The sequence below is a fragment of the Reichenbachiella carrageenanivorans genome, assembly GCF_025639805.1.
GTDB lineage: Bacteria > Bacteroidota > Bacteroidia > Cytophagales > Cyclobacteriaceae > Reichenbachiella > Reichenbachiella carrageenanivorans.
The window spans coordinates 3,633,069-3,655,314 of record NZ_CP106735.1 but is presented as its reverse complement, the minus strand read 5'-3'; the positions used below and the strand labels follow the sequence as shown (position 1 = coordinate 3,655,314).

The 22,246-nt window shown below is 39.5% G+C and carries 26 protein-coding genes; 20 read left to right on the top strand and 6 right to left on the bottom strand.

The window, feature by feature from the left end; translation table 11 throughout:
• The first annotated feature begins 18 nt into the window (after positions 1–18).
• The 14 genes from N7E81_RS14785 (at position 19) to N7E81_RS14720 (ending at position 12,122) form a co-directional block, all read left to right on the top strand.
• Complete coding sequence (locus N7E81_RS14785; protein ID WP_263050370.1) at positions 19–735, top strand: peptidase; 717 nt, start codon at positions 19–21, stop codon at positions 733–735.
• Positions 736–856: 121 nt separating this feature from the next.
• Positions 857–1,330 (top strand): MarR family winged helix-turn-helix transcriptional regulator, encoded by a 474-nt coding sequence (locus N7E81_RS14780; protein ID WP_263050369.1) that lies wholly within the window; start codon positions 857–859, stop codon positions 1,328–1,330.
• A gap of 149 nt (positions 1,331–1,479) precedes the next feature.
• Positions 1,480–1,713, top strand: coding sequence for a cold-shock protein (locus tag N7E81_RS14775; RefSeq protein WP_263050368.1), 234 nt, complete (start codon positions 1,480–1,482; stop codon positions 1,711–1,713).
• 11 nt (positions 1,714–1,724) lie between these two features.
• Positions 1,725–2,132 (top strand): fibronectin type III domain-containing protein, encoded by a 408-nt coding sequence (locus N7E81_RS14770; protein WP_263050367.1) that lies wholly within the window; start codon positions 1,725–1,727, stop codon positions 2,130–2,132.
• Positions 2,129–3,559, top strand: coding sequence for a sodium:solute symporter family protein (locus N7E81_RS14765; RefSeq protein ID WP_263050366.1), 1,431 nt, complete (start codon positions 2,129–2,131; stop codon positions 3,557–3,559). The genes N7E81_RS14770 and N7E81_RS14765 overlap by 4 nt, the downstream gene beginning before the upstream one ends.
• Positions 3,560–3,575: 16 nt before the next feature.
• Positions 3,576–3,698 carry a hypothetical protein gene (locus N7E81_RS14760; protein WP_263050365.1) on the top strand — a complete coding sequence of 41 codons (123 nt, stop codon included), beginning with the start codon at positions 3,576–3,578 and terminating at the stop codon, positions 3,696–3,698.
• On the top strand, positions 3,692–4,774 hold the full coding sequence (locus tag N7E81_RS14755) for an aspartate/ornithine carbamoyltransferase family protein (RefSeq protein ID WP_263050364.1): 1,083 nt from the start codon (positions 3,692–3,694) through the stop codon (positions 4,772–4,774). Before N7E81_RS14760 ends, N7E81_RS14755 begins: the two co-directional genes overlap by 7 nt.
• Before the next feature lie 3 nt (positions 4,775–4,777).
• Positions 4,778–6,769 (top strand): asparagine synthase (glutamine-hydrolyzing), encoded by a 1,992-nt coding sequence (asnB, locus tag N7E81_RS14750; protein WP_263050363.1) that lies wholly within the window; start codon positions 4,778–4,780, stop codon positions 6,767–6,769.
• Positions 6,770–6,799: 30 nt separating this feature from the next.
• Positions 6,800–8,038: a Zn-dependent hydrolase gene (locus tag N7E81_RS14745; RefSeq protein ID WP_263050362.1), complete on the top strand. Its 1,239-nt coding sequence runs from the start codon at positions 6,800–6,802 to the stop codon at positions 8,036–8,038.
• Complete coding sequence (locus N7E81_RS14740; RefSeq protein ID WP_263050361.1) at positions 8,031–8,810, top strand: cysteine hydrolase family protein; 780 nt, start codon at positions 8,031–8,033, stop codon at positions 8,808–8,810. Before N7E81_RS14745 ends, N7E81_RS14740 begins: the two co-directional genes overlap by 8 nt.
• Before the next feature lie 156 nt (positions 8,811–8,966).
• Entirely contained in the window at positions 8,967–9,614 is a 648-nt protein-coding gene (locus tag N7E81_RS14735) for an MCP four helix bundle domain-containing protein (RefSeq protein WP_263050360.1), read from the top strand.
• Positions 9,615–9,629: 15 nt separating this feature from the next.
• The gene (locus tag N7E81_RS14730; protein WP_263050359.1) at positions 9,630–10,619 is read left to right on the top strand and encodes an ecdysteroid 22-kinase family protein; all 990 of its coding nucleotides are present in this window, start codon (positions 9,630–9,632) and stop codon (positions 10,617–10,619) included.
• Positions 10,616–11,497 (top strand): inositol monophosphatase family protein, encoded by an 882-nt coding sequence (locus N7E81_RS14725; protein WP_263050358.1) that lies wholly within the window; start codon positions 10,616–10,618, stop codon positions 11,495–11,497. Before N7E81_RS14730 ends, N7E81_RS14725 begins: the two co-directional genes overlap by 4 nt.
• Before the next feature lie 13 nt (positions 11,498–11,510).
• Positions 11,511–12,122 carry a hypothetical protein gene (locus tag N7E81_RS14720; RefSeq protein ID WP_263050357.1) on the top strand — a complete coding sequence of 204 codons (612 nt, stop codon included), beginning with the start codon at positions 11,511–11,513 and terminating at the stop codon, positions 12,120–12,122.
• A 710-nt stretch (positions 12,123–12,832) separates the two neighbouring features.
• Here N7E81_RS14720 and N7E81_RS14715 read toward each other — a convergent pair.
• From N7E81_RS14715 to N7E81_RS14700, 4 genes are read right to left on the bottom strand one after another with little or no spacing between them, the layout of a single operon-like run.
• Entirely contained in the window at positions 12,833–13,372 is a 540-nt protein-coding gene (locus N7E81_RS14715; protein WP_263050356.1) for a GIY-YIG nuclease family protein, read from the bottom strand.
• Positions 13,369–13,824, bottom strand: a complete 456-nt coding sequence (locus tag N7E81_RS14710; RefSeq protein ID WP_263050355.1) for a hypothetical protein — start codon at positions 13,822–13,824, stop codon at positions 13,369–13,371. The genes N7E81_RS14715 and N7E81_RS14710 overlap by 4 nt, the downstream gene beginning before the upstream one ends.
• A 15-nt stretch (positions 13,825–13,839) precedes the next feature.
• Complete coding sequence (locus N7E81_RS14705) at positions 13,840–14,592, bottom strand: hypothetical protein (RefSeq protein WP_263050354.1); 753 nt, start codon at positions 14,590–14,592, stop codon at positions 13,840–13,842.
• Complete coding sequence (locus tag N7E81_RS14700) at positions 14,589–15,167, bottom strand: sigma-70 family RNA polymerase sigma factor (protein ID WP_263050353.1); 579 nt, start codon at positions 15,165–15,167, stop codon at positions 14,589–14,591. The genes N7E81_RS14705 and N7E81_RS14700 overlap by 4 nt, the downstream gene beginning before the upstream one ends.
• A 168-nt stretch (positions 15,168–15,335) precedes the next feature.
• On the opposite strand from N7E81_RS14700, the gene N7E81_RS14695 reads away from it, so the two are divergent.
• The 6 genes from N7E81_RS14695 to N7E81_RS14680 all read left to right on the top strand — a co-directional run bounded on the left by N7E81_RS14695 (position 15,336) and on the right by N7E81_RS14680 (position 17,850).
• Positions 15,336–15,506, top strand: a complete 171-nt coding sequence (locus N7E81_RS14695) for a hypothetical protein (protein WP_263050352.1) — start codon at positions 15,336–15,338, stop codon at positions 15,504–15,506.
• An 18-nt stretch (positions 15,507–15,524) separates the two neighbouring features.
• A complete protein-coding gene (locus tag N7E81_RS14690; protein WP_263050351.1) occupies positions 15,525–15,674 on the top strand; it encodes a hypothetical protein in 150 nt (49 codons plus the stop codon).
• The gene (locus N7E81_RS19515; RefSeq protein ID WP_407692703.1) at positions 15,671–15,928 is read left to right on the top strand and encodes a DUF1883 domain-containing protein; all 258 of its coding nucleotides are present in this window, start codon (positions 15,671–15,673) and stop codon (positions 15,926–15,928) included. Before N7E81_RS14690 ends, N7E81_RS19515 begins: the two co-directional genes overlap by 4 nt.
• An 11-nt stretch (positions 15,929–15,939) precedes the next feature.
• Positions 15,940–16,164: an MJ0042-type zinc finger domain-containing protein gene (locus N7E81_RS19510; RefSeq protein ID WP_407692702.1), complete on the top strand. Its 225-nt coding sequence runs from the start codon at positions 15,940–15,942 to the stop codon at positions 16,162–16,164.
• Between the two features lie 11 nt (positions 16,165–16,175).
• Positions 16,176–16,787 (top strand): hypothetical protein, encoded by a 612-nt coding sequence (locus tag N7E81_RS14685; protein ID WP_263050350.1) that lies wholly within the window; start codon positions 16,176–16,178, stop codon positions 16,785–16,787.
• Positions 16,788–16,917: 130 nt separating this feature from the next.
• Positions 16,918–17,850, top strand: a complete 933-nt coding sequence (locus N7E81_RS14680; protein WP_263050349.1) for a hypothetical protein — start codon at positions 16,918–16,920, stop codon at positions 17,848–17,850.
• Between the two features lie 633 nt (positions 17,851–18,483).
• Here the strand turns inward: N7E81_RS14680 and N7E81_RS14675 are convergent.
• The gene (locus N7E81_RS14675; protein WP_263050348.1) at positions 18,484–19,662 is read right to left on the bottom strand and encodes an MvaI/BcnI family restriction endonuclease; all 1,179 of its coding nucleotides are present in this window, start codon (positions 19,660–19,662) and stop codon (positions 18,484–18,486) included.
• Positions 19,663–19,665: 3 nt separating this feature from the next.
• Entirely contained in the window at positions 19,666–21,873 is a 2,208-nt protein-coding gene (locus N7E81_RS14670) for a DNA cytosine methyltransferase (protein ID WP_263050347.1), read from the bottom strand.
• Positions 21,874–22,246 lie beyond the last annotated feature (373 nt).

The window sequence follows — 22,246 nt, the reverse complement described above, 5'->3', positions numbered from 1 at the left end:
GTTTGAAAAATTGAATTTATGACATATTGTTTAGGGATTAAGGTTAAAAGTGGCTTAGTAGCCTTAGCCGATACTTGTATCACGTCTGGTACTCGTACGACCACCTCCAGAAAAATAACCACACACCAAATAGGCAAAAATAGTCTATTTATCATGACCTCAGGCCTTAGGTCGGTACGTGATAAGGCCGTCACATATTTTGAGGAAGCCATCAGCCAAGAGACTTTTCAGTATGATAAAATGTACAAAGCAGTAAATGCATTTGGGGCGCAACTCCGTCGTGTAGCGGACGAAGACAAAAGTGCACTGGCACAATCTGGACTGTTTTTCAACTTACACAGCATAGTGGGAGGACAGCTCGAAGGGGATAGCACACACAAATTATTCTTGTTGTACCCAGAGGGCAATTGGATCGAGATAGGTGAGGCCACCCCCTTTACTATCATTGGTAATACGGGGTATGGGCAGCCCATTCTCAATCGTGCAATTACCTATCAATCTGATCTGAAATTTGCTCTTAAAACGGGTTTTCTATCTTTTGATTCTACCCGCGTCAGTGCCAATGACGTAGAGTACCCGATTGATGTGGTGATCTACAAAGAAGGCTCTTACAAAATGGTAGAACAGCGGTTTACTCATGAAGAACTCAAAGATCTAGCCGTGACTTGGGCGCAAAAATTGAGAGAAAATGTGGAGAATCTGAATGACGACTGGATGGATAAGTTGGATATCTAATCCATTAGATAACTAATATCAATGATAGGATAGATAAACAACTCATATTTCATTGATTAATAAAGGAATTTCTTCAAATGGAAGGTGTTGATTAAGTTTGTTGGCTTGAAAAAATCAATACATGGACTCTTTAGAGATATTAGTAAGCATACGCAAAATTGTTCGTTCGTTAAATTTAGAATCCAAAAGTATTCAAAAGGATTTCGGACTGAGTATTACGCAATTACTCTGCTTGGGACATTTAGAAAAAAGCCCTAACTACCAGTCTAACCATCGAGAGCTTATGAATCTTCTAAGCCTTAACTCTAGTACAGTTACTGGTATAATAAATAGACTAGAGAAAAGAGGCTATGTGATCCGCATGCCTAAGCAAGGAGACAAGCGGATGACCTACATTACACTCACTGCTTCAGGTATCAAACTACTCGAAGAAACCCCAAATGTTCTACATGAACGATTAGCCAAAAAACTAGACCTGCTGTCTAATGACGAACGAGGGATGGTTAGAAATTCGCTAGAAATTATTACTTCAGCGATGCAGATTCATCAACTAGATGCTTCTCCATTACTCACGCCAGAAGATCCTATCGATTAATTTGCTATAAACACTGTTTCTAGGATTGAGCTATATATTAATATGTTCTATAGAACCTTTTTGTTACCTTTGTCTTGAATTCAATTTTATGTCGTATAGAACATATTTACTATTACGATTCACATTAAAAGAGAAAGGAAGTTGTTTATATGGGGAGAAAAAATTTCAACGCATTTATCAAAAGACAAAAAGCTGAGATCAAGAGAAAGAAAAAGCTAGAAAAGCAACTCAGAAAAGAAGACAAAAAAAATGAAGAGACCAGTGGGGATCTTCAAGACATGATTGCCTACGTAGATGAATTTGGCAACATCCTAGAAGAGCCTCCAGAAGACCAAGAGGCAATCTTGACACCCAATAGTCCAAGCGACAAAGAAGAAAAGTAACGTACACCTCCATGACTACATTCTTGTTATTTTCCTTTTTACAGTTGGCTCAGCCTTCAGCCATACAGTTTACGAATCAAGACCTGCAATTGGAATCCAATAGTGGCTATATCCAATTGGACTGGACCGCAGTAGAAGGAAGTCAATATATCCTGCAAAGATCCATGCAGCCTGATTTTACAAACAGCCACACGATATATCAAGGGCCCGACCACGCCAGTTTTGTGTCTGGATTAGACAATGGCACCTATTATTATAGAGTAGGAGATGATGAAGGCCATTGGTCGGATACACTCACGCTCAAAGTAGAGCATCAATCCATGCCCTTGGCGCTGACCTTATTTGGGTTAGGCTTTGTGGTGTTTGCCTTTACCGTTTTTGTAGTCATCAAAGGTGTATACACCACCTCCCAGTCATGAATCATCAATCTTTCATTATATCACCACAGACTGGTTGGATACTGCTAGGTACGCTTGGTGTCCTCTGGATCGTCTTAGGTATCTACTGGGGCAGAAAAGCCAAAAACATGGATGGGTTTATGGTAGCAGGCCGAAATGTAGGCTTGGCCTTTGGGGCAGCTACAGCCATGGCCACTTGGGTCACATCCAATACCACCATGTTGGCTCCGCAATTTGCTTTGCAGCTCGGCATATGGGGGATGATTGCTTATTCTACCGCTTCATTTGGATTATTTCTATTTGCACCATTGGCTAAACGAATTAGAGCTTTGATGCCCTCTGGCTATACTAGCGGTGATTTTATTCGCTTGCGATATGGCAAACCTACTTGGGTGCTATTCCTGATTATCAGTATTTTTTATGGCTTTACATGGCTCGTGAGTATGGGAATGGCAGGAGGTATCTTGATGAATGCTATTGCAGGTATCCCGTATGAATTGGGAATGACCGTTATCTTATTGGTCTGCGTGGTATATACCTTGTTTGGTGGTATGTATGCCGTCATCGGCACCGACTTTATCCAATCATTGATCATTCTTATCGGCATTGTGATCGTGGGTATAGGGGTGCTGACGCAGATCGACTTTAGCGACTTATATATTAATGTTTCAACGGAAAAACCCATGCTACTCAACGCCCTCATGCCAGCAGCGATCATGTCTATATTCAACAATATGCTTTTTGGGCTAGGCGAAGTTTTTCATAGCAATGTATGGTGGAGTAGGGCCTTTGCCATGAGAAAAGATATTGGCAAAAAAGCCTATCTGCTATCGGGCTTGTTCTGGTTTCCAGTTCCTATTGCAGCAGGATTTATTGCGCTTACTAGCGGCTCGTTGGGCATCAATATCACCAGTCCAGACATGGTAGGTCCACTGGTCTCAGCCAGTGTACTCGGACAGACAGGAGCCATCATCGTCTTTGCTGTTTTCTTTTGTTCGCTGGCCTCTAGTATCGATAGTTTGTTGGCAGCCACATCCGACCTGATTACCGAGGATATTTATCGTAAAATGATAAACCCCTTGGCAGATCAAAAACAATTAAGAAAAGTCTCGGCGGGTATCATAATCGGATTAGGGCTTCTGGCTTGGGCATTTTGTATGCCACGCATTGGCACACTGGCCACCGTTCTATTTTTTGCAGGACCTATGGTGGGCAGTACCATTTGGCCGATCGTCACAGGGCTATTCTGGAAAAAAGCCAATGCCAAAGGAGCCATCTGGGGCATGCTACTCGGTAGTAGTATTGGCCTGATTGCCTATTTCCAATTGGGCTGGTACACGGCGTCCTTAATCGGAGCAGCCGTATCTATGCTTACTGTTTTGGCTCTGACGTATTTGTACCCGTCAGATTTCGAATGGCATTTACTCGACGAAAAAACTAAACCCTAAACCCAAACTGATAGATATGTTTTTCTCACAAACCTTTTTGAGTGTACTGATCGTGCTGGCCCTTGCAGGAATCGCCGCTACGGTTATCGCATTGGTATGGCTTTTTGTAAAGGATATCAAATCGAAAAAACTATGGTAAGCGACAAATTCAATCCAGATCAAAGCATCCTGGATCAAGATCCGCTAGAAACCGAAGGGCTAAACCTTGATCCTCAAGGGCTTTTGGATAAAGATCCCATCAATCTAGAGGTACTTAAAAAGCTAACTGGGCAGAGCGTACTCTCAGTAGATCAGTTTGACAAAGAACTCGTACTTGAGGTATGTAAATTCGCGGCACTGCTCGAAAGCAAAGAAATTGCGCAGTCACATCCCCTAGATGGCAAGATCATCATCACAGCTTTTTTTGAAGCTAGTACACGGACGCGATTGTCGTTTGAAAGTGCAGTACTTCGGCTCGATGGCAAGATCATCAGCATACCTGAAGGCAAGTCCACAGGGCAAGCCAAAGGAGAATCGCTGCCCGATATTGGAGAGATGTTTAATGCTTATGCTGACTGCGTGGTGATGCGGCACACAGATACTGATGCCGTAGATGAAATCATGCGCAACTTACGCATTCCCCTCATCAATGCTGGCAATGGCACAGGCGAGCACCCTACGCAATCGCTAGCCGATTGGTTTGCCATCCTCAAATGGAAACCTAAACTCAAAGGCCAGCTTAAACCAGAAAACCGAATTCATCTAGGCATATTAGGGACACCAGGTAGCATGCGGGCAGTCAATAGCTTTTTGCGCATGTCACTTTTGTTTAAAGACAACATCAAGAAGATTTCTCTTATCTCCGAAATGGCCGACCCATTGGGAGAGGAGTTGACTCAAAAAGTAAAAGAATCTGGTATAGAAGTATTTATATCCAATGACATCAATGATGTCGTTAGTGATTTGGATATCATTTATATGAATTCCATTGCCTTTTTGGGTGATAGTTATAAGTCGCTGGATTCTAGGTTCAAACTAGATGAAAACACCAAACTAAAAGAAGATGCGGTAGTGCTTCATCCCTTGGCTCGGCTCGATGAGCTAGATCCTATGCTCGACGGCACCCATCACAATTTATATTTTACCCAAGCGCACGGAGCTGTTTTTGTGAGGCAGGCGCTGTTTATCTCCATTCTCAATAGATTTGATAAAATACCAAAAGAAGAAATAGAATAGGTCATGTGCGGAATAACTGGATACTGGAAAGCAGGACGATTAGAGTCTGCAGCGGAAATAAATTTGAAAAATATGGCCAGTACGCTCCATCATCGGGGGCCAGATGGCTATGGTTTTCACCAAAACGATGAAAAAGGATTGGCCATGGGGCATGCCCGGTTGTCGATCATTGACTTGGATACAGGCTCACAGCCACTTTATAGCCAGGACAAAAAGAACGTCCTGACCGTGAATGGTGAGTTTTACGACTATAAGCGCATTCGTACCAATCTCAGGTTGGAAGGTTTCGAATTTGGCTCTAAGAGTGATAGCGAAATTGCGCTTCCGCTTTACAAAAAACACGGACTAAGCTTTGTAGATCATCTCAGAGGCGAATTCGCTATTGCTTTGTATGATGAAGAGAGAGACCGATTGATATTGGTTAGAGACCGCTTTGGCGTAAAACCCTTGTTTTATCATGTCAATGATGGCAATGTATTCTGGGGATCAGAAATCAAAGCATTATTTGCCCATCCAGAAGTGCCTAGAGGGTTTGACAACCAAGCCGTGCTCCACCAACTGATGCATACCATGGTGCCAGGCACTACCGCCTACAAAGACATACACGCCCTCAGACCAGGCCATATGCTTATTATTCAGCGCAATGGAGACAGCCTCGACATCCAAGACCAAAAGTACTGGGATATGGATTTTCCTATGGAAAACGAACGAGATCTTGGTCAATCAGCAGATTACCATATCAAACGAGTACAAGAGGAGTTGTTGGAAGCTGTGGCCTTGCGTTTGGAAGCAGATGTGCCTGTAGGGTGTTATTTGTCTGGAGGAATAGATAGTTGCTCTATGTTGGGCTTGGCGTCTTCTATGCAGCAGTCGCCAGTCAAAGCATTCACGATCAGCTTCGACAACAAAGCCTACGATGAAGCACCGATCGCCAAAGAAATGGCTGATCGAGTACAGGCAGATCAGGAGCAAATCAACCTGTCTGCCAGTGAGTTATATGGCGACAATTACATCAAAACCTTATGGCATGCCGAGCGCACCTTTTACAATACACTGGGTGTGGCCAAGTACCGTATGAGCAAGCGAGTCAACGAATGTGGCTACCGTGTGGTGGTGACTGGAGAAGGCTCCGACGAACTCTTTGGTGGCTACCCAGCTTTGAAACGGGACATGCTCAAGTATGGCTATCAGTCTCTCAACAGCTCCAATGGCACGAGCCAAGAAGAACTAGAAAGCTACCGCCAACTAATGGACAAAACCAACAGCCTGTTTAAAGGAGCCATCTTGTCCGAGGAGCATTTAAGTCATCCTGTGATGGATGAAATCTGTGGTTTCACCCCGTCGTGGATACAGCCATGGATGCATACGCTAGACATTGCCAGACCGCTCTTGCACAATGATATTTTGGACGATATCAAAGGCTATGACCCCATTGCAACTATTGCTCAGAGCTTTGATGCCAGTCAGCTCAAAGGCCGTCATGCACTAGACAAGGCGCAATACACTTGGAGCAAAACCATGCTCGAATGTCAAATACTCAACTGGGGTGGCGACCGTGTAGATATGGCCAATTCAATGGAATCGAGACCCGCCTTTTTGGATCATCATGTGGCTGAAATGGCCAGAGATATCCCGCCACATTTGCGCATCAAAGGCAATACAGAAAAATGGGTATTGCGTGAAGCAATGAAAGAAATACTGCCTCAGGTGCTATACGAGCGTGAAAAATTCGCTTTTATGTCGCCACCTGCACATACCGAAGAGAAGAAAAAAAGAGCACTACAATCACTTGTAGATCAATACATGAATGAAGATGTGGTCAGAGCGGCAGGCTTATTTGATATCAAACGTCTCGATCAGTTTATGAAAGACTATAGAAACGACAAAGATCCTGTATCGCTCGTGCGAAAAGATGCCTTGATCAATCACCTGCTAGGACTACATGTATTACATGGCCAGTTCATCACTCAAAACCACGAACCGGCCTTGTTGTAAGTACCAGTAGCGCCCCATATATTCATGGATATGACCATTAATTTCGAAAGATTAAAAGCAAACATCAATGAGCTGGCTCAAATTGGCAAGCAAGAGGATGGAGGCATTTATCGCATGGCTTTCACCCCAAAGGAGTATGAAGCCCGAGCCTGGTTAGAAAATCAATTATGTCAGGGCAATATCGATTGTCATTGGGATGGCGCGTTGAATATTATTGGTCGTATAGCTGATGACAAAAACGAAAAGCAGCCCGCCATTCTCATCGGTTCGCATATAGATACCGTGCCCAATGCAGGTGCACTCGATGGCGCTTTGGGAGTACTGGTGGGATTGGAATGCCTGACGAGAATCAAAGAAGAAAAGCTTACCACGAAGTTTCCTCTGGAGCTGCTGGCCTTTAGCGACGAAGAAGGTCGGTTTGGTGGCATGTTTGGTTCCAGAGCAGTTTCTGGTCAGCTCAACCCTGGCATACTAGAAGAGTCTATTGACCTAGATGGACAGGCCTTGGTTGACGTACTGAAAGACTTGGGACACGATCCGTATCAGGCACTGGACGCATCCAGACCCAACGAAACGGTGAAGTGCTATCTAGAACTTCATATCGAACAAGGGCCTGTGTTGGACGTAGAAGATCTTTCGGTAGGGATCGTATCGGACATTACAGGATTGTTCAAATGGCAAGTGCAGCTCACTGGAGCTGCCAATCATGCAGGTACTACGCCAATGGATTTGCGCAAAGATGCCTTTATGGGGTTGGCAGATTTTGCCCATGAGATTCCTCGAATCATAGACGAAAATGGGAGTGAAGCCTCTCGATTGACAGTAGGAAATGCTACGCTCTATCCAGGATCGGCTAATACTGTACCCGGCAAGGTAGAATTTAGCATCGATGCCCGTGATGTGAACCCAGAGGTTTTGAAAGAATTGAAAACGGCTTGCCGCAAAACACTTTCGGCCATAGCCAGAAGGAGAGGGCTGCAATTTGATTTCACCGAAGTGAGCGTAATCGAGCCTGTAGCCTGTGACGATCACATCCAGAAAAGCATTGAAAAACAAGCTAAAAAACTGAATCAACGCTACAAGATAATGCCCAGTGGCGCGGCACACGATGCCCAAATGATGGCTAAAATAGCCCCCATAGGGATGATATTTGTACCAAGCAAAAACGGCATCAGTCATTCACCACACGAGTGGACAGACTGGCACCACATCGAACAAGGAGCTAATCTTATGTTAAATACACTCATAGAATTAAGTCAAAATGATTGATATAGAAAGACCATTGATACCCGCAGATTCGTTGGATCCGCTCAAGGAGTTTTACCACGACATCGTAGATGACCAGACCGAAGAGCGTATTGAGCACCTCGAACATCATGAAGTGGCGCTATTGGTGATCGACATTCAGTACTTGGATGCGGCGAGAGGCTATGGGGTATTCAAAGACGTGACAACCTCGGGCATACCCAAAGCACAGCAGGATTTTTATTTTGATTCGCTTCAAGAACGTGTGATCCCCAATGTGCAAAAATTACTCAAGACTTTTCGCAACAAGAAAATGGAGGTGATTCATACCAGAATCCAGTCGCTGACACAGGATGGAAGAGACCGTGGCAATGGGCACAAACGACTCAATCTGCTGGCTGCACCAGGTTCTAAGGAAGCGGAGTTTTTGCCCGAAGTGGCACCCGAAGGCGACGAGATTGTGATCAACAAAACCGCTAGTGGTGTATTTTCATCTACCAACCTAAACTACGTGTTGCAAAACCTGAAAGTGAATGAGCTGATCGTGGCGGGTGTATATACCAACGAATGTGTGGAAACCACCATCAGAGATGCTTGTGATTTGGGCTATTTGGTTACACTAGTAGAAGACGCTTGCACCACCGTGACGCCCGAACTGCATCAGGGTAGTATTAATAGTCTAAAAGACCGGTATGCCTCTGTACTTGCCACAGCAGACATCGAAAATAGATTCCGAAAAATACAAGCCTGCGAAATCAACCCCGACGAGCCTTCGGTGGTCAGACGACAGCATTAGGCCTTTTTATGCGTGCGGCTCTGTATCCATTAGCGCCAAAAGTTTGTGTTCGTATCCTGAGTTTTAGGTAATTGATCGCTTCATTGTCTATTTTGCAATATAAGGGAACCAATGCATGGACGGTTGGCAAGCTGGATTCCGAAAACAACAAAACGCATGAATTGGACACATTCTATTCAACAGAAACTCAAGGCTGGTTTGGCTTTAGCCATCGTCTTTTTATTGGTATTGTTTACCAATTTGATCGATAGAAATCACTTTTCAAGACTTCAAGAATCATTTGCCTCTGTGTACAAAGATCGGCTGATGGTTGAAAACTACATTTTTAAGCTCTCCAGTTTGATCAATGAGAAACGATTCTATTTATATGACAGCACCCACATTTCCGCTGCTTCTGAAAATTGGCAAACTACGAACCAAGCCATAGATTCGCTACTGGCACACTACCAAACCACTAAATACACCGAAAAAGAAACTCGGCTATTTGAAGATTTCAAAAAAGAATTAACTGAGTTGGAGAACATGGAAGCGGCTTATTATCAAGAAGCACAAACAGCTACTCGACTAAAAGCAATAGAAACAAAACATCAGGAACTCGTAGCCTTACTGAAAGGGCTATCCGATATCCAGATTGAAGAGGGGCAAAATCTCATCGCTGAGTCCAACGACGTGATTGCGCTAAGCAATTCCTTTTCGCGTTTCGAAATCATTATCTTGATCGTAATTGGAGTGTTTGCCCAAGTATTGGTAATCACTTCGAAGCCTATCAAACCCAAATTCCCTCAAAAGTTCAATTTGAATTGACGACTCATCGGATACATGCCAATCGATAGAATGACCGAATCTCTGTCTCAGACGATACTAAAAGCCACTGACGCCAAACAGCTGGTGCGCATCGAAACCATCCAAGCGCTTTGGAGTGGCTATGGCCAAATCATGCGATGTCATCTCGAAGGAGGAAATACAGCATCCATAGTAGTGAAGCACGTGCAATTGCCGAAGGCAGTCAATCACCCCAGAGGATGGAATACTGATATTTCTCATCAGAGAAAACTCAAATCTTATCAGGTAGAAATGGACTGGTATGCCGATCTGGCTCAGCAGTGTACGTCTGAATGTCGAGTGCCTAGGATACACCACCTAAGCCATGAGGCCGAGGAAATGCTCATGATCATGGAAGATCTCAACGCCTCGGGATTTCCTTTACGGAAAACGGAAGCAACCCTTACAGAAATGAGAGCTTGCTTGCACTGGTTGGCGCATTTTCATGCGAAATACCTAGGTGTGACGAGTGATAAACTGTGGCGGATAGGTACATATTGGCACTTGGATACCAGACCCGATGAGCTGGTGGCCATGCAAGACAAGGAGCTACAGACTGCCGCACAGGCCATAGACCAAGTACTAAATACCGCCAAATTTCAGACGCTGGTACATGGCGATGCCAAACTGGCCAACTTCTGTTTCAGTCAGGATGGCACACAAGTAGCCGCCGTAGATTTTCAATATATTGGCCATGGATGCGGCATGAAAGACGTGGCCTATTTCTTAAGCAGTTGCTTACATGAAGATGATTTAACTACCTATGAATCAGAGCTTTTATCTTATTATTTTGAGCAATTGAAGTTGAGCTTGAAGCAGGATCATCCCAGAGTGGATGTTGAAGAAATTCAACAGGAGTGGAGCCAACTTTACGATTATGCCTGGGCGGATTTCTACCGGTTTTTGGATGGGTGGAGTCCTGGACATTGGAAAATGCACGACTATAGTGAAGCCATAAAAAACCGTGTACTTAGCGCCCTATCATGAAACTGACCACAGGCGATCTATACACATTGGCTGCACTTGCCAAAACTGCCGCTCAGGATGCTTCAGCCTATATCCGTGAGCAAGTCCAACTCTCACATGAGATTTCATACAAAGCTGGTGTAGACAGCCTGGCAACTCAGGTAGTCACAGAGATTGACTTGGGCAGTCAGCGGATTATCTGGGCGCAGCTGAAAGCTACCTTAGCCACATACGATTTAGGCTGGCTGTCGGAGGAGTCTGCCGACGATGGTTCGCGGCTGATCAAAGATTATTTCTGGTGTATAGATCCGCTAGACGGTACGCTGCCGTTTACGCTAGGCGAACCAGGCTATGCCGTGTCGATTGCGCTAGTGGCAAGATCTGGCGAGTCTGTATTGGGAGTGGTAGCTGATCCATATCACCAGCAGATCTATCAGGCGATCAAAGGAAAGGGCAGCCTCAAGGGTGACCAGCCGCTAACTTTGCCCGTGGCAACTGATCGCCTACATGTCCATTTTGATCGGAGTTTTACAACCTCCATATCTTATGAGTCGACACGTGAAGCGCTACAGACGCTGTGTACACGTTTGGGTTTTGCTGATTATCAAATACACACGGGATATGGCGCCGTGATGAATGCCTTGGGCTTGTTGACACTAGGCAGTGGGTGCTATTTCAAACTACCCAAACCCAATCGCGGTGGTGGCTGTATTTGGGACTACGCAGCCACTAGCCTGATCTACCACGAACTCGGCGCACAGGCCACAGACATACACGGACAACTACTTGCGCTAAATCGCAAGGATTCTCCATACATGAATACACACGGCGTGATATATGCCACGAATGAAGTATTACACAAGGAATTGCTAAGTTTGGGGCAACAGGTAATACTCTAATAAGCAGTTCATCATGACTATCAGAAACACGAATAATGACTCTCCAGATCAGCCAACAAACCATCGACCGATTCCGAAAGTATTTTTTGATGACCTGACAGGAGCAATGATGAGGCACTGCATATCGTGCGAGCAAGATTTGCTAGAGAACCAATCACCGTATTTTATAGAAAAGGCGATCAAACCACATCTGGGATACCAAGCGTATGCTACCATATTTGAGTATGCGATGTGTTTCAAATGCATGGACACACATAAGAATAAAATTTCAAAATCTTCTCTAGCCAATATCAATCAGTTCTTTATGGAGCATGTAGACGTCAGTCGCCGACAATATTTAGTGGCGCACGAGTTATATGATGATTTGGATTTGTGGATGGGTCATTGTTTGGTAACGGATAAGCACGTCACAGCCATTGGCGAATGTCAGATCTATGCACAGTGTCTGGGCGATCAGCTGGTGATGGGAGATTATCCTTATATGATCAGCAGTGAAGCACTCGATGCGGTTGTCAACTTATTATCAAACGAAACCATAGATGAGTTTAATAAACTCAAAGACGAACTGGTTGGACCGCCAGCATTTCAAGACTTGCTAAAAGATGGACCCCGGGTTTTGTTATAACCAATAGTGCTGTTCAGAGTTATAAAGTTTTTCACAAAGTATCCGTAATGAATCATAGGGCAGTATTTCTCAATTCTTTATTTAACATAATATAAATTATATAACACAATACAGTTTGTGTGCTGGACACTGTGTCTGCTTTTGTTAGTTCAAATAAAATCCTAGCACGCAATTTTTCACTATTCGAATATATGATTAATTAAATTTCAAATATGAGATTCTCAGAGATTAGGAATTGTTGTAGTAATAGTTCCAGTCTAAAACGTTGTTACTACCTGTTGCCTTATTATTAAGCTTATCCATCAATCGTGTGCGATGAGCTATCCCTACAAGAAAGACTGCTTTAGTGAATGGCTTGAATTCAGCCTGTTCATATATTCTCTGAATCCAATGATTCTCACGATCATCATTCCATGTCAACCAATCTTGATAAAAATGAGTTAACTCTTTATTGTTTGCACGATTGATAAAAGACATTTCCATTGTGTATTTGTCTCTGTTGATTTGGTCACAGTCTTGGCTATTTAAGTATGATAAACCTAGTTGCCTCCATCATTTTTGGAAAAAGATTGGGGGCAGCTTCACAGAATATTACTTCGGGTGATATTTCATTTATGAGTTTGGTTAGCTCATCTGAATTATTAGCACCTCCTTCACTATGAGATGTACCTATTATTACTATTTCACCTATACATCTATTTAACATAATATTAATGAGTCCTAAACTCATTATAATAAAGGGTCTTGAGCTTCATAGCTATGTAAACCTCAAATAAGTATAAATCAAGATCTTTTTCCACTCGAAACAAAGACACTTCACATTTAATCAATTCACTCTTTGCAGGCTCTGCGTATTTTTCAAAGTCTAATCCCTCACGACCTCCTGTATGAGATTCTCCATTTCGATTCAAATATTCATCAGCTCCAATCCTGTAGCTCAGTGAAGATGAAAAGTGGTTAGTTCCTTTCACATGTTGATTTATTCTCTCAATTACATGCTTCGATATTCCTGTGTAGAATGGTTTACCATTTTTTAGGAATAGATAGATCCCTTTAAAATCGTTTTTTAATTTAACTTTTTCAAACTTGTGAAGCTTTTGAAGGCTTCTTTTAACACCATAACCCTTACCGAAGTACTCCTCAATTTTTAGGCTGTTATCAATCGGCCTCCAGTCATTTAACCAAGAATCAAAGATTACTGCAAGTTCTTCGAATGTACTAGTATGAGACTTAGGGCTAGATTTGATCATAGTTCCAATATCATTTTCTCAAAGGCATATTTCTCTACAAATTCCTTCATTGTATACTTATTCAGATTAATCCCGTATTCTGGATTCTTCACTGATGTATCAGTAAATAATTGATTTGGTTCATTCCAAACTGTACTAGAAAACAGATACTTACTTGGCTTTTCCCCATCGATAAATAGTACAAGTCCGACCCAAAGATCATCTCTCAAACCTCTTTCAAGATCAGATTTTGGCACAAAAGCATAGTTAGTTTTCTCAATATTGATCTGGCGACATAGAATATCATACTCTGACTCCCCTACTCTATTATGTATCTTGAAATTAGCTCCTTTGTGGTTTAAATAGCTTTGAATAACGTTGTGATTTTCAGACAACAAAAAAGCTGATTTCATAATGGTCTCGGCTAGTTGATCTAGCTTGGATAATGGACGGAGTTGAGACCAATTGTTCACAAGGACGTTTTAAGATTAATGAGGAAAGAGATCATTTTCTTCCATCCATCGTATAGATTTTATGATCTCTGCTTCTTTAAATTTTATTTTTTCTTTCGACCACTTATACACCTTTGCAATCAATAACCTATCACTTACAAGTTCATTATTTTGCAATGCCTCTTCCCAACAAGCAAATAGTGTAGCTACTAACTCAACTTTATCAGTTTTCGTAGATTTAAAGATTTGTAGTAACCACTGAATTTTATCATCATACATTGAATAGTATCGAGAATAGTACTCTTCCTGTTTTGAAAGACCTGATAATGGATGATAAGTGAATTTTTTATATTTCCCTTCTCTTGTTACATCAAACCAATTCTGCTTTTTAAATTCCTTATCAATTGAATGCATGAACTTATGATCCATTGGTCCTGCTGCTTGTTTTAAGTATCGATCTTGAAGATTATACTCACATATTTTCTCACATAAGAACATCAGTTTTTGAAATTTCACATGACCAAATGTGAATTCTGCATATAGTTTCCTTGCTATTTCACCAGCTAGCACTACTCTGCGAAAATATAATTGTTGTTTATTTAGTTCTATTGAGTTTGTTTTAGTTTTTTGAATTCTTTGAATGGATTTCATTCCTGATGAAATCAAACTGTCAAAATCAATACCTTCTTCTTCCATGTATTCATTAGCAGATTTAACGTTACTACTAACTGCTTCAGCAACATCATGGATCATTTTTTTGTACTCCTTATTTCTATCGTTGCTTTTCATGATACCTTTTTATTGGATATAAATGACGCAAATATTGGCTTAGAAAGCCTCTTCAGCCTTTTCATTCGATTATTGTACTCATCAGGACTAATATTGAGATCACCGCAAATTTCACTTCTTTTTGAATCCTGATAGTACCTGGCTCTAAATATTGGCAACAATTCTACATCATCTTCAATCGTTCTTTCGATTTGTAATAAAATTTTATCTGCATCAATTTTACCGTCTAAATCAAATTCCTCAATATATAATGATTCTAAAATCGCATCCTCATTATCTTGACCATGCAGATTAACTTGTTTCCTTTTATAAGAAGACTTTTGAAAATTAGATATTAGTTGACGAAGAATACTGTATTTCAAGTACCAAGTCAAATTCGAATTTCGATTGGGATCAAATTTCCCTTCATTCTCTAGGTGCTTGGTAATAGTTTCAACGGCAAAGTCTTTAGCTAATTCTGCCCTTTCTAGTTTCGGCATGTCGTCATCGAGTAATGCGTAGGCATAAGCTACTAACACACGCAGAATGGGTTCCCAATGATCATCTCCATTATCTCTCATTTCAAGAATAGACAAGTAAGTTATTATTCATATATGCTAACAACTTTAAAAAAAATGCCACATCAATGGCAACTTTTTATTCGACAGTAGCATGAGTTCATATAGACAAACAAGTTATTTAAAATATGGCGTAAAACGCAAGTGCGATTCGCTTCTATATTCAATTATTAAAGATTAAAAATTATGGCAACAAATCCTCCAAAAGATAACAGCAGAAAGGGTGCTGTTAAAAATAGAACACAATTTGAGAACCCTAAAACTGGTCTCTATGTCAAACGAAATACCGAGAATGGTCAGTTCATGGATGTAAAGACGACAGGAGGAAAATTCAAAGGAGTTAGAAAAGAAAAGTAACAATTAAATTTTACGATTATGAGAAACAAAAGAAGTGAAGCGCAAATCTGTTTTAAGGATTGGTGCGCAAAAGTTTACGATGAAAATGCAGAGCTGGTGAATGGCCTAGCGACCATAGCAAGTTTTGTATTGGTTATTTCAGCAATTTCAAAAGCATTTCAAAAATGAAATTTTTACACTACGAATTTGATTTGACACAAAATGATTGTGTGCAAGTAACATTAGACAAACAAGCAAATGTGGTTCTTCTAGACACTTCTAACTTTCAAAAGTACAGGTCTGGAAGCAGATATAGTTATTATGGCGGTTTAGCAAAACGATCACCATTTAATCTTTCTCCTCCCTGTTCGGGTAGATGGCACCTTGTAATTGATACAGGTGGTTATGGAGGAACAGTTAGGGCTTCTGTTAATGTGATTTAAATGAATAGGAAATGATAGATATTGGAAAACAGAAAATTGACATGAAATGTCCTAATTGTCGGAGGTCAATTAAAATCAGTTTAGATCAGGTCTCAAGACAACAAATAGTAAGGTGTAATTCTTGTTCTCAAGATATTCAGCTTCAGGATTCTAGAGGATCAGCTAAGAAAGGTGTTAGAGAGATGAATAAAGCTTTTAAGGATTTAGAAAGAACATTAAAATCATTTGGCAAATAAATTTAGAGTGCATGACAAACGTAGATACATTTTTTTACTCAGAAGCAGATTTGAGAGATTCCCTACTATTGGTAGATGAAGAAAATCGAACATTAATTGAAAAAGAGCTTATAACTTATGCGATAGGAGATAAATCTATTATTTCCAATTTGAAACTCTATAAAGAGAAAGAGTTAGGAGAACATCATATAGCTGATATTTTAGTCAGTCATTCTACTGAGTTAAAGAATAAAAAGTACTTTGATCTTCATATATTTGAGTTGAAAAAAGACGATGTAGCTTACCTATCATTGGGTCTGGTATTGAGGTATAGGAATTATGTTGAAAACTATTTAAAGAGATGGGAAGTAACCAGTGGACTTCTTAAAAAGGGCACTTTTCGAATTCATTGTCATCTAGTTGGACGACATTTAAAATGGACAGAAAATGATAGCTTTTATGGTATGCTATATCTCCAACAGTTTATTAGAATTTACAATCATGAATATACATTGCACCCTTTAAATGGGCTTATTTTTTCTTCTTACAAAAATTGTTCAAGTCAAAAAATCAAAGATGATGATGAATCCATTGATGAAATAATAGAAGATTTAGTCAAAGATATGAACCCAGATCAAAATTGAGCCTTACTAAAATTCGTTATACATCTATTTTTTTCCTCCTTTGTCAATTATGATTTCATGCTGCTTATGTAAAAAAAGAGAAGCCAATCAATTGGGCTCTCACATGGTTCCCGCATTTATGTTAAATACAATGATTGGAAAAAGAGATAATGAAATTGGCTTTAAAATTTCTTCTCTGGGTTATGTAGAAAAATATATTGGACGTGAAGTCTCTACAAGTACAATTGAAGAGGTTTTTAATAGAGAATTGACCGATGAGGAGATAGATAAAAACACGAACTTATTTGTAATTGACAATCTTCTTTGCTCGCAATGCGAAAGTAAATTAGGTGTTTTGGAAGGGAGTTGTGCTGTTGATTTCAAATCAACCTTTTGCCAAAAGTCAAATTGTGAAATTCTCACCTACCAAAATGGCTTGCAGTTTAGAATACTTTTTTACTCCATTCTTCTTCGTTTACATTACTCAAACAAACACAATTGTAATCTAAACCCAGTTTTAGCTCGGCGATTAAAAAGACTTATAAATAAAACCTTGTCGAGTGAAAAAAAGGAACTATTAAATAACCTCAGTAAGTATAGATCAGAAATTGAGACGTTTCCAATGAGTGTTTTTTATGCGCCTATGCTCGAAGGTGAATCCTCTGGAAATATGATTTATACTCATAATGATGTGAGCATACCCTGTGTTTCAATGATAAATGAGTTTATAGTTTGTCTGTATTGTACAAATACACAAACACAATTCGACTTTGGTGAAGTCTATTCTATTGACAAAACTCAGATTCTTAGCAATATAAATTACAGGGAATCAGAATTTCGTATAAAGCAAATTGATGATAGGAATATCATCAATGCTTCACTATTGAAAGATTCCGCTCATGAAATGCATCTAAATCTAAGATCAAACTACTGTCAGATTTTTAAAAAGGTAAGAAAAGAAAACCCTTCTAATCAACAAGTTAAGGATTTTATGAATGATTTGGTGAACGATGATGAAAGTGGTCTTAATAAATATACAATTCCTAACTTAGCTAAAGTTATGCATAGGCATTTAATTTCATAGCCACACACATTCACCTTTCCACTCCCCTTTTGCCAACCCAAGAAAAGCTGAAAGCGTGTTACGGTAATACTAGATTTGAAATGCAACGGTACTAGAAGCAAAAAAGGCCAACCCTCACTATTAATCCCCTACCCCAAACCCAAAGCTGATTTAACATAACACGATAACATTATATAATACTTATGGTATTTTACGGCCAGGCCGCCAGGCATGGTTAATATAAGATCAGTTATCGCAACTTCAGTTCGATAACGGTAATGATCTTATGTTAAAGTATTCAGCATTCGGGCAATTACTCAGGTTAGATTCAAATACGCGATTCTCAGCGTTTAAAATTTGACTCTGAAACACATGCTTGCCAACGCTTTGTTATCATCGTCAATTTTTGATCAGTTTGAATTTTCGAGTTACGATAAGCCAAGGATGAATTGAGTTTCATACAAGCTCTGTATACAGCTCACAGATTCGTAGTTTGTAGAGTATTTGCTGTGTCGCTCAAGCCGCTGGGCTCATACTTTTCCATTGATGAAAAGTATGCAAAAATCTAGACAGAAAAATGCTTCCGCCCCCAGGGCTCACGCACACCCCGCTTTTCTGACTGGCCAACGCTATTTAATTTCTATTTAACATAATCTATATCAATTGATACTTCTCACTTGGTGGGAATAACAAATTCAAACCTTTAGGTTTGATCTTAAATAAAGGACCTTTTTCTACAACCCTTCCTTTAGAATTTCTTTTAATTAAGTGATCTAACGTTATTACACCTTGTTCCAGTAATATGTCGAACTGAGATATTATAGGCTTTTTTGTGTGTTCAATTTCCTTATATTGAAAATGGTTTTTTCCATCAATTATGAGAGAATCTGCAGCCACCCAAAAGGTTTCCTTGTGTTTTTCAAGAAGACGTTTATGTAACTTTTCTAATGTCCAAACGACAAAATCCCCTACTCTTTTGTTGTCTGAAGTTTCTATTAAGTGATTAATGTCTGAATTAACTTTTAAAGATAAACCCTGAGAGTTTGAAGTAATAGCAGATACAGTACAATACAATTTAAAATCATCTTCTCGTGTATAACCAAATGCATCTAGTATATCAGCAGAGCTTTTAAATTTGCTCAACTTCCAATCAGGGACTTGAGCGAATAAATTTTTTCTATTGCCTTTATTAGCTCTGAAAGCTTTTAGCTCAATCCCTTTGTAATCAGGTTCTCGTGATGAGTTTATTTGTATACCTAATTCCGTTTCGAGTGTACGACCAACAGAAGTATCTGCATCTAGCATAGATGGTATTGGGCCTTTTTTTGCTAATTTTCCAATCAGGTTTAACAGTTCTTGAGATACGGTATTCTCTGTTCTATTAATCTCAGATATTAGTTCCTTTACAGGATTGGCAAGATTGGACGAGATTAATGTGTCAATTGTAAGTTGTGATATATTTAATACATGAAGTCTCTGATCGAAACTGATTATGGCTAGAATATCATTTTCACTAGTTACAGATTTTAAACCTGAGAACCATATTCTTGGGTCACCTTTTTTTGTCGTTGGTCTATAAAGAGATGCTCTGGATTCGAATATAGAGAAATCTTGATATAGTAAACTTTCTATTAGAATCTTATGATCAGGCCCTTGGGATTGTTGTTCATAATCATGAACACCTTTTGACTTTAGATAATTACGTACTGATCCAGTCGCATCCATGATTGACTTTTTCAATCCAGTCATGGTTGGTTCTATCAAAGTTAACGAAACAGAATTTTCGGTTAATACCTTAAGGTTATTTTGTTCAGTTAGATTAAGCTCTCTCACGGGTTATTTGATGTTTTTTAGAATCTCTGTGGCAATAGCTCTTGCCATCAATGGTGGAACTGCGTTACCAACCAATGTATATTGTGGTACTTCATTTTTTCTATTGTTTCCTCCTGTTGATCTTTTACCTTGAAATACGAAAGAATCATCGAACGACTGTAATCTAGCCATTTCTCTTACTGTTAATGCTCTAGGAGCGCGATAATGAACATAGTCATCAGGAATTGTCATGATAGTAGAACTTTGTTCTTCAGGCTTTAACATATTGTAATTTCTCTTTTGAGATGAAAGCCCTTCTTTTACTAGCCTTTTCTGAGCCTCTTTATATCCACCTTCTTCCAAAATTATTTGAAGCCTTTTAACAACTTCTTCATTTTGCTTACTGGTTCGGTGGTTATTCAATTCATTAAAGTCCTTTTCTCCAAGTTCTAATGCATCGTTACTTCTAACATAAAATGCTTTTGTAGCTGAAAACCTTTCCGTAAGACGTCCATTTTTACTCCAATCAGCATATGATGCCCCTTTTTTAGACGGCTTACCATCTATTGCGCGAGACCTTATCAAAGACTTCATTTGTTGGGATGTACCGTTATAATATTTTTCTAAATCCACTTCATCATATTGGCGAAGGTCCTCATTGTTTCCAATGAAATCTAAATCGTGAAGAGCTTCAAAAATGGTGACCTTTTCTTCTGGGTTTACAGTAGCTGGCACTTCTTCAATGAGCTTTTGATCTTTTCTACATCCAATGAATAGTACTCTTTCTCTATTTTGAGGTACGCCATAGTTTGACGAATTAGCAACATAAGCATCTTTGATTTTATAAAGCCTAATGCTTTCTATTATCTTATTAAGTATCTCAAGATCAGACGAATTACAATTCAACTCAATTTTTGAAATACACTCGTCAAAGTTTGAAGTGTATATTTTGAGAGACTCAATAATTTCTAAGTACTCACTTTCAAACTCATTACTTATAGCAAGAGCATCAAATGCATCACTTATTTTTCCTATAATCGTTTCTGGATCAAGAAATTCAATAAAATCATTAAACTGATTTACGAACAAATCATTGTCGAGGTAATTGATATCTTTTTCTCTTATAATGTCTTTTTTGAGCTTTGCTATTTCTTTGCTTCTTACGAGTAGATTTAATCCATGACGAATTGAACTTATATTAGAATCTGTCTTACTCGTTTTATAGTCAACTATTTTGGGTGTCAAGCTTCTAAACTTCGCCTCAACTGATTTGATGAATAGCTCCTTTGCTTCATCCAATTCCTTGTCACTCTTAGATTCAAAATCAATTCTCTTCGAAATACAATCGAGAATGAAGCTTTGATAAGGAGCTTCCTTTTTGAGTTTCTTAATAAATGAGACGAGTTTTGGTAATTCATCAATATCGATAATAGATCTAATCTCCCGTAAGATCATTTCCTTGATCTTCCCTCCTTCTTTGGTCAAAAGCCCCTTTACGTTTTCCATAACAAAATACTTAGGACGTAGTATTTTGATAATATTTAGATAGTTAGAGAATAGATCATCTTTCTTGTCGAATTTTTTTCTTTTCCCTGCTAGACTAAAACTCTGACATGGCGGGCCACCACATATAACATCAATCTTCTTATTCTTTAGTTTTCCCATCAGGTTATCAACAAAATCTGGTTCAGTAATGTCCTGCCTTATAAACTCTGCGTCTAAACCTAATTGATGATTGTATCGAACAATATGAGTTAATTCACAATTCTCATTAATATCGCTACCCAATAAAAAATCGAAGTACTTGTTGTTATGTTCTGCTTGGATAAAACCCTCGCTAAACCCACCTGCTCCAGCAAAAAAGTCTATAAACGTAAAGGCTTGTCCATACAATGGAACTTGTTCCTTTACCATATTGACAGTATTATCTTCTTTGTACGCTTCAATATGTTTGTGTAAAATATCTTTAATGTCCTGATTCGAGTATGTTTTCTTATAAGAATTTGTAAATATCTCTTCCGCTCTTTCTTTTAGAAAGTTCAAATAGTAATTGATGGAATTACTATTTTCTACATTGTCTGTTATTACTTGATTTGCTTTGTCAAATTCTTTTGGATCTACCTTCTCTCCTGTTGATACTTTGACTTGGTTTCCATCACTATTGATTCTTAGATGAATTGGTGATAGTCCCTTCTTGTCGGGTTTGTCTAAATAGAAATTGATTGAAGCCATTATTTGCGGACGTTTTTACGGACACGGACAAATTTACGGACAAACTCTATATTTCCTAGAGAGTACTAAAATATTTAGTTGTATTTAAGCCGCACACATTCGCCTTTCCCCTCTCCCATTTCCAACCCCAATAAAAAGCCGAAAGAGTGCTCAGTTAGTGCAACAGTAAGAGATAACGGTACTTTCATGACGAAAAGCCCTCCCTCACTATTAATCCCCTACCCCAAACCCAAAGCTGATTTAACATAACACGATAACATTATATAATACTTATGGTATTTTACGGCAAGGCCGCCAGACATGGTTAATATAAGATCAGTTATCGCAACTTCAGTTCGATAATCTAAATTTGCTCAAACAACTGTTTTGCTTG

Bases quoted from the DNA above. Each gene is read 5' to 3' on its own strand.
- N7E81_RS14785 (WP_263050370.1), top strand. From the start codon at position 19: ATGACATATTGTTTAGGGATTAAGGTTAAAAGTGGCTTAGTAGCCTTA.
- N7E81_RS14780 (WP_263050369.1), top strand. From the start codon at position 857: ATGGACTCTTTAGAGATATTAGTAAGCATACGCAAAATTGTTCGTTCG.
- N7E81_RS14775 (WP_263050368.1), top strand. From the start codon at position 1,480: ATGGGGAGAAAAAATTTCAACGCATTTATCAAAAGACAAAAAGCTGAG.
- N7E81_RS14770 (WP_263050367.1), top strand. From the start codon at position 1,725: ATGACTACATTCTTGTTATTTTCCTTTTTACAGTTGGCTCAGCCTTCA.
- N7E81_RS14765 (WP_263050366.1), top strand. From the start codon at position 2,129: ATGAATCATCAATCTTTCATTATATCACCACAGACTGGTTGGATACTG.
- N7E81_RS14760 (WP_263050365.1), top strand. From the start codon at position 3,576: ATGTTTTTCTCACAAACCTTTTTGAGTGTACTGATCGTGCTGGCCCTT.
- N7E81_RS14755 (WP_263050364.1), top strand. From the start codon at position 3,692: ATGGTAAGCGACAAATTCAATCCAGATCAAAGCATCCTGGATCAAGAT.
- asnB (WP_263050363.1), top strand. From the start codon at position 4,778: ATGTGCGGAATAACTGGATACTGGAAAGCAGGACGATTAGAGTCTGCA.
- N7E81_RS14745 (WP_263050362.1), top strand. From the start codon at position 6,800: ATGACCATTAATTTCGAAAGATTAAAAGCAAACATCAATGAGCTGGCT.
- N7E81_RS14740 (WP_263050361.1), top strand. From the start codon at position 8,031: ATGATTGATATAGAAAGACCATTGATACCCGCAGATTCGTTGGATCCG.
- N7E81_RS14735 (WP_263050360.1), top strand. From the start codon at position 8,967: ATGAATTGGACACATTCTATTCAACAGAAACTCAAGGCTGGTTTGGCT.
- N7E81_RS14730 (WP_263050359.1), top strand. From the start codon at position 9,630: ATGCCAATCGATAGAATGACCGAATCTCTGTCTCAGACGATACTAAAA.
- N7E81_RS14725 (WP_263050358.1), top strand. From the start codon at position 10,616: ATGAAACTGACCACAGGCGATCTATACACATTGGCTGCACTTGCCAAA.
- N7E81_RS14720 (WP_263050357.1), top strand. From the start codon at position 11,511: ATGACTATCAGAAACACGAATAATGACTCTCCAGATCAGCCAACAAAC.
- N7E81_RS14715 (WP_263050356.1), bottom strand. From the start codon at position 13,372: ATGATCAAATCTAGCCCTAAGTCTCATACTAGTACATTCGAAGAACTT.
- N7E81_RS14705 (WP_263050354.1), bottom strand. From the start codon at position 14,592: ATGAAAAGCAACGATAGAAATAAGGAGTACAAAAAAATGATCCATGAT.
- N7E81_RS14695 (WP_263050352.1), top strand. From the start codon at position 15,336: ATGGCAACAAATCCTCCAAAAGATAACAGCAGAAAGGGTGCTGTTAAA.
- N7E81_RS14690 (WP_263050351.1), top strand. From the start codon at position 15,525: ATGAGAAACAAAAGAAGTGAAGCGCAAATCTGTTTTAAGGATTGGTGC.
- N7E81_RS19515 (WP_407692703.1), top strand. From the start codon at position 15,671: ATGAAATTTTTACACTACGAATTTGATTTGACACAAAATGATTGTGTG.
- N7E81_RS19510 (WP_407692702.1), top strand. From the start codon at position 15,940: ATGATAGATATTGGAAAACAGAAAATTGACATGAAATGTCCTAATTGT.
- N7E81_RS14685 (WP_263050350.1), top strand. From the start codon at position 16,176: ATGACAAACGTAGATACATTTTTTTACTCAGAAGCAGATTTGAGAGAT.
- N7E81_RS14680 (WP_263050349.1), top strand. From the start codon at position 16,918: ATGATTGGAAAAAGAGATAATGAAATTGGCTTTAAAATTTCTTCTCTG.
- N7E81_RS14670 (WP_263050347.1), bottom strand. From the start codon at position 21,873: ATGGCTTCAATCAATTTCTATTTAGACAAACCCGACAAGAAGGGACTA.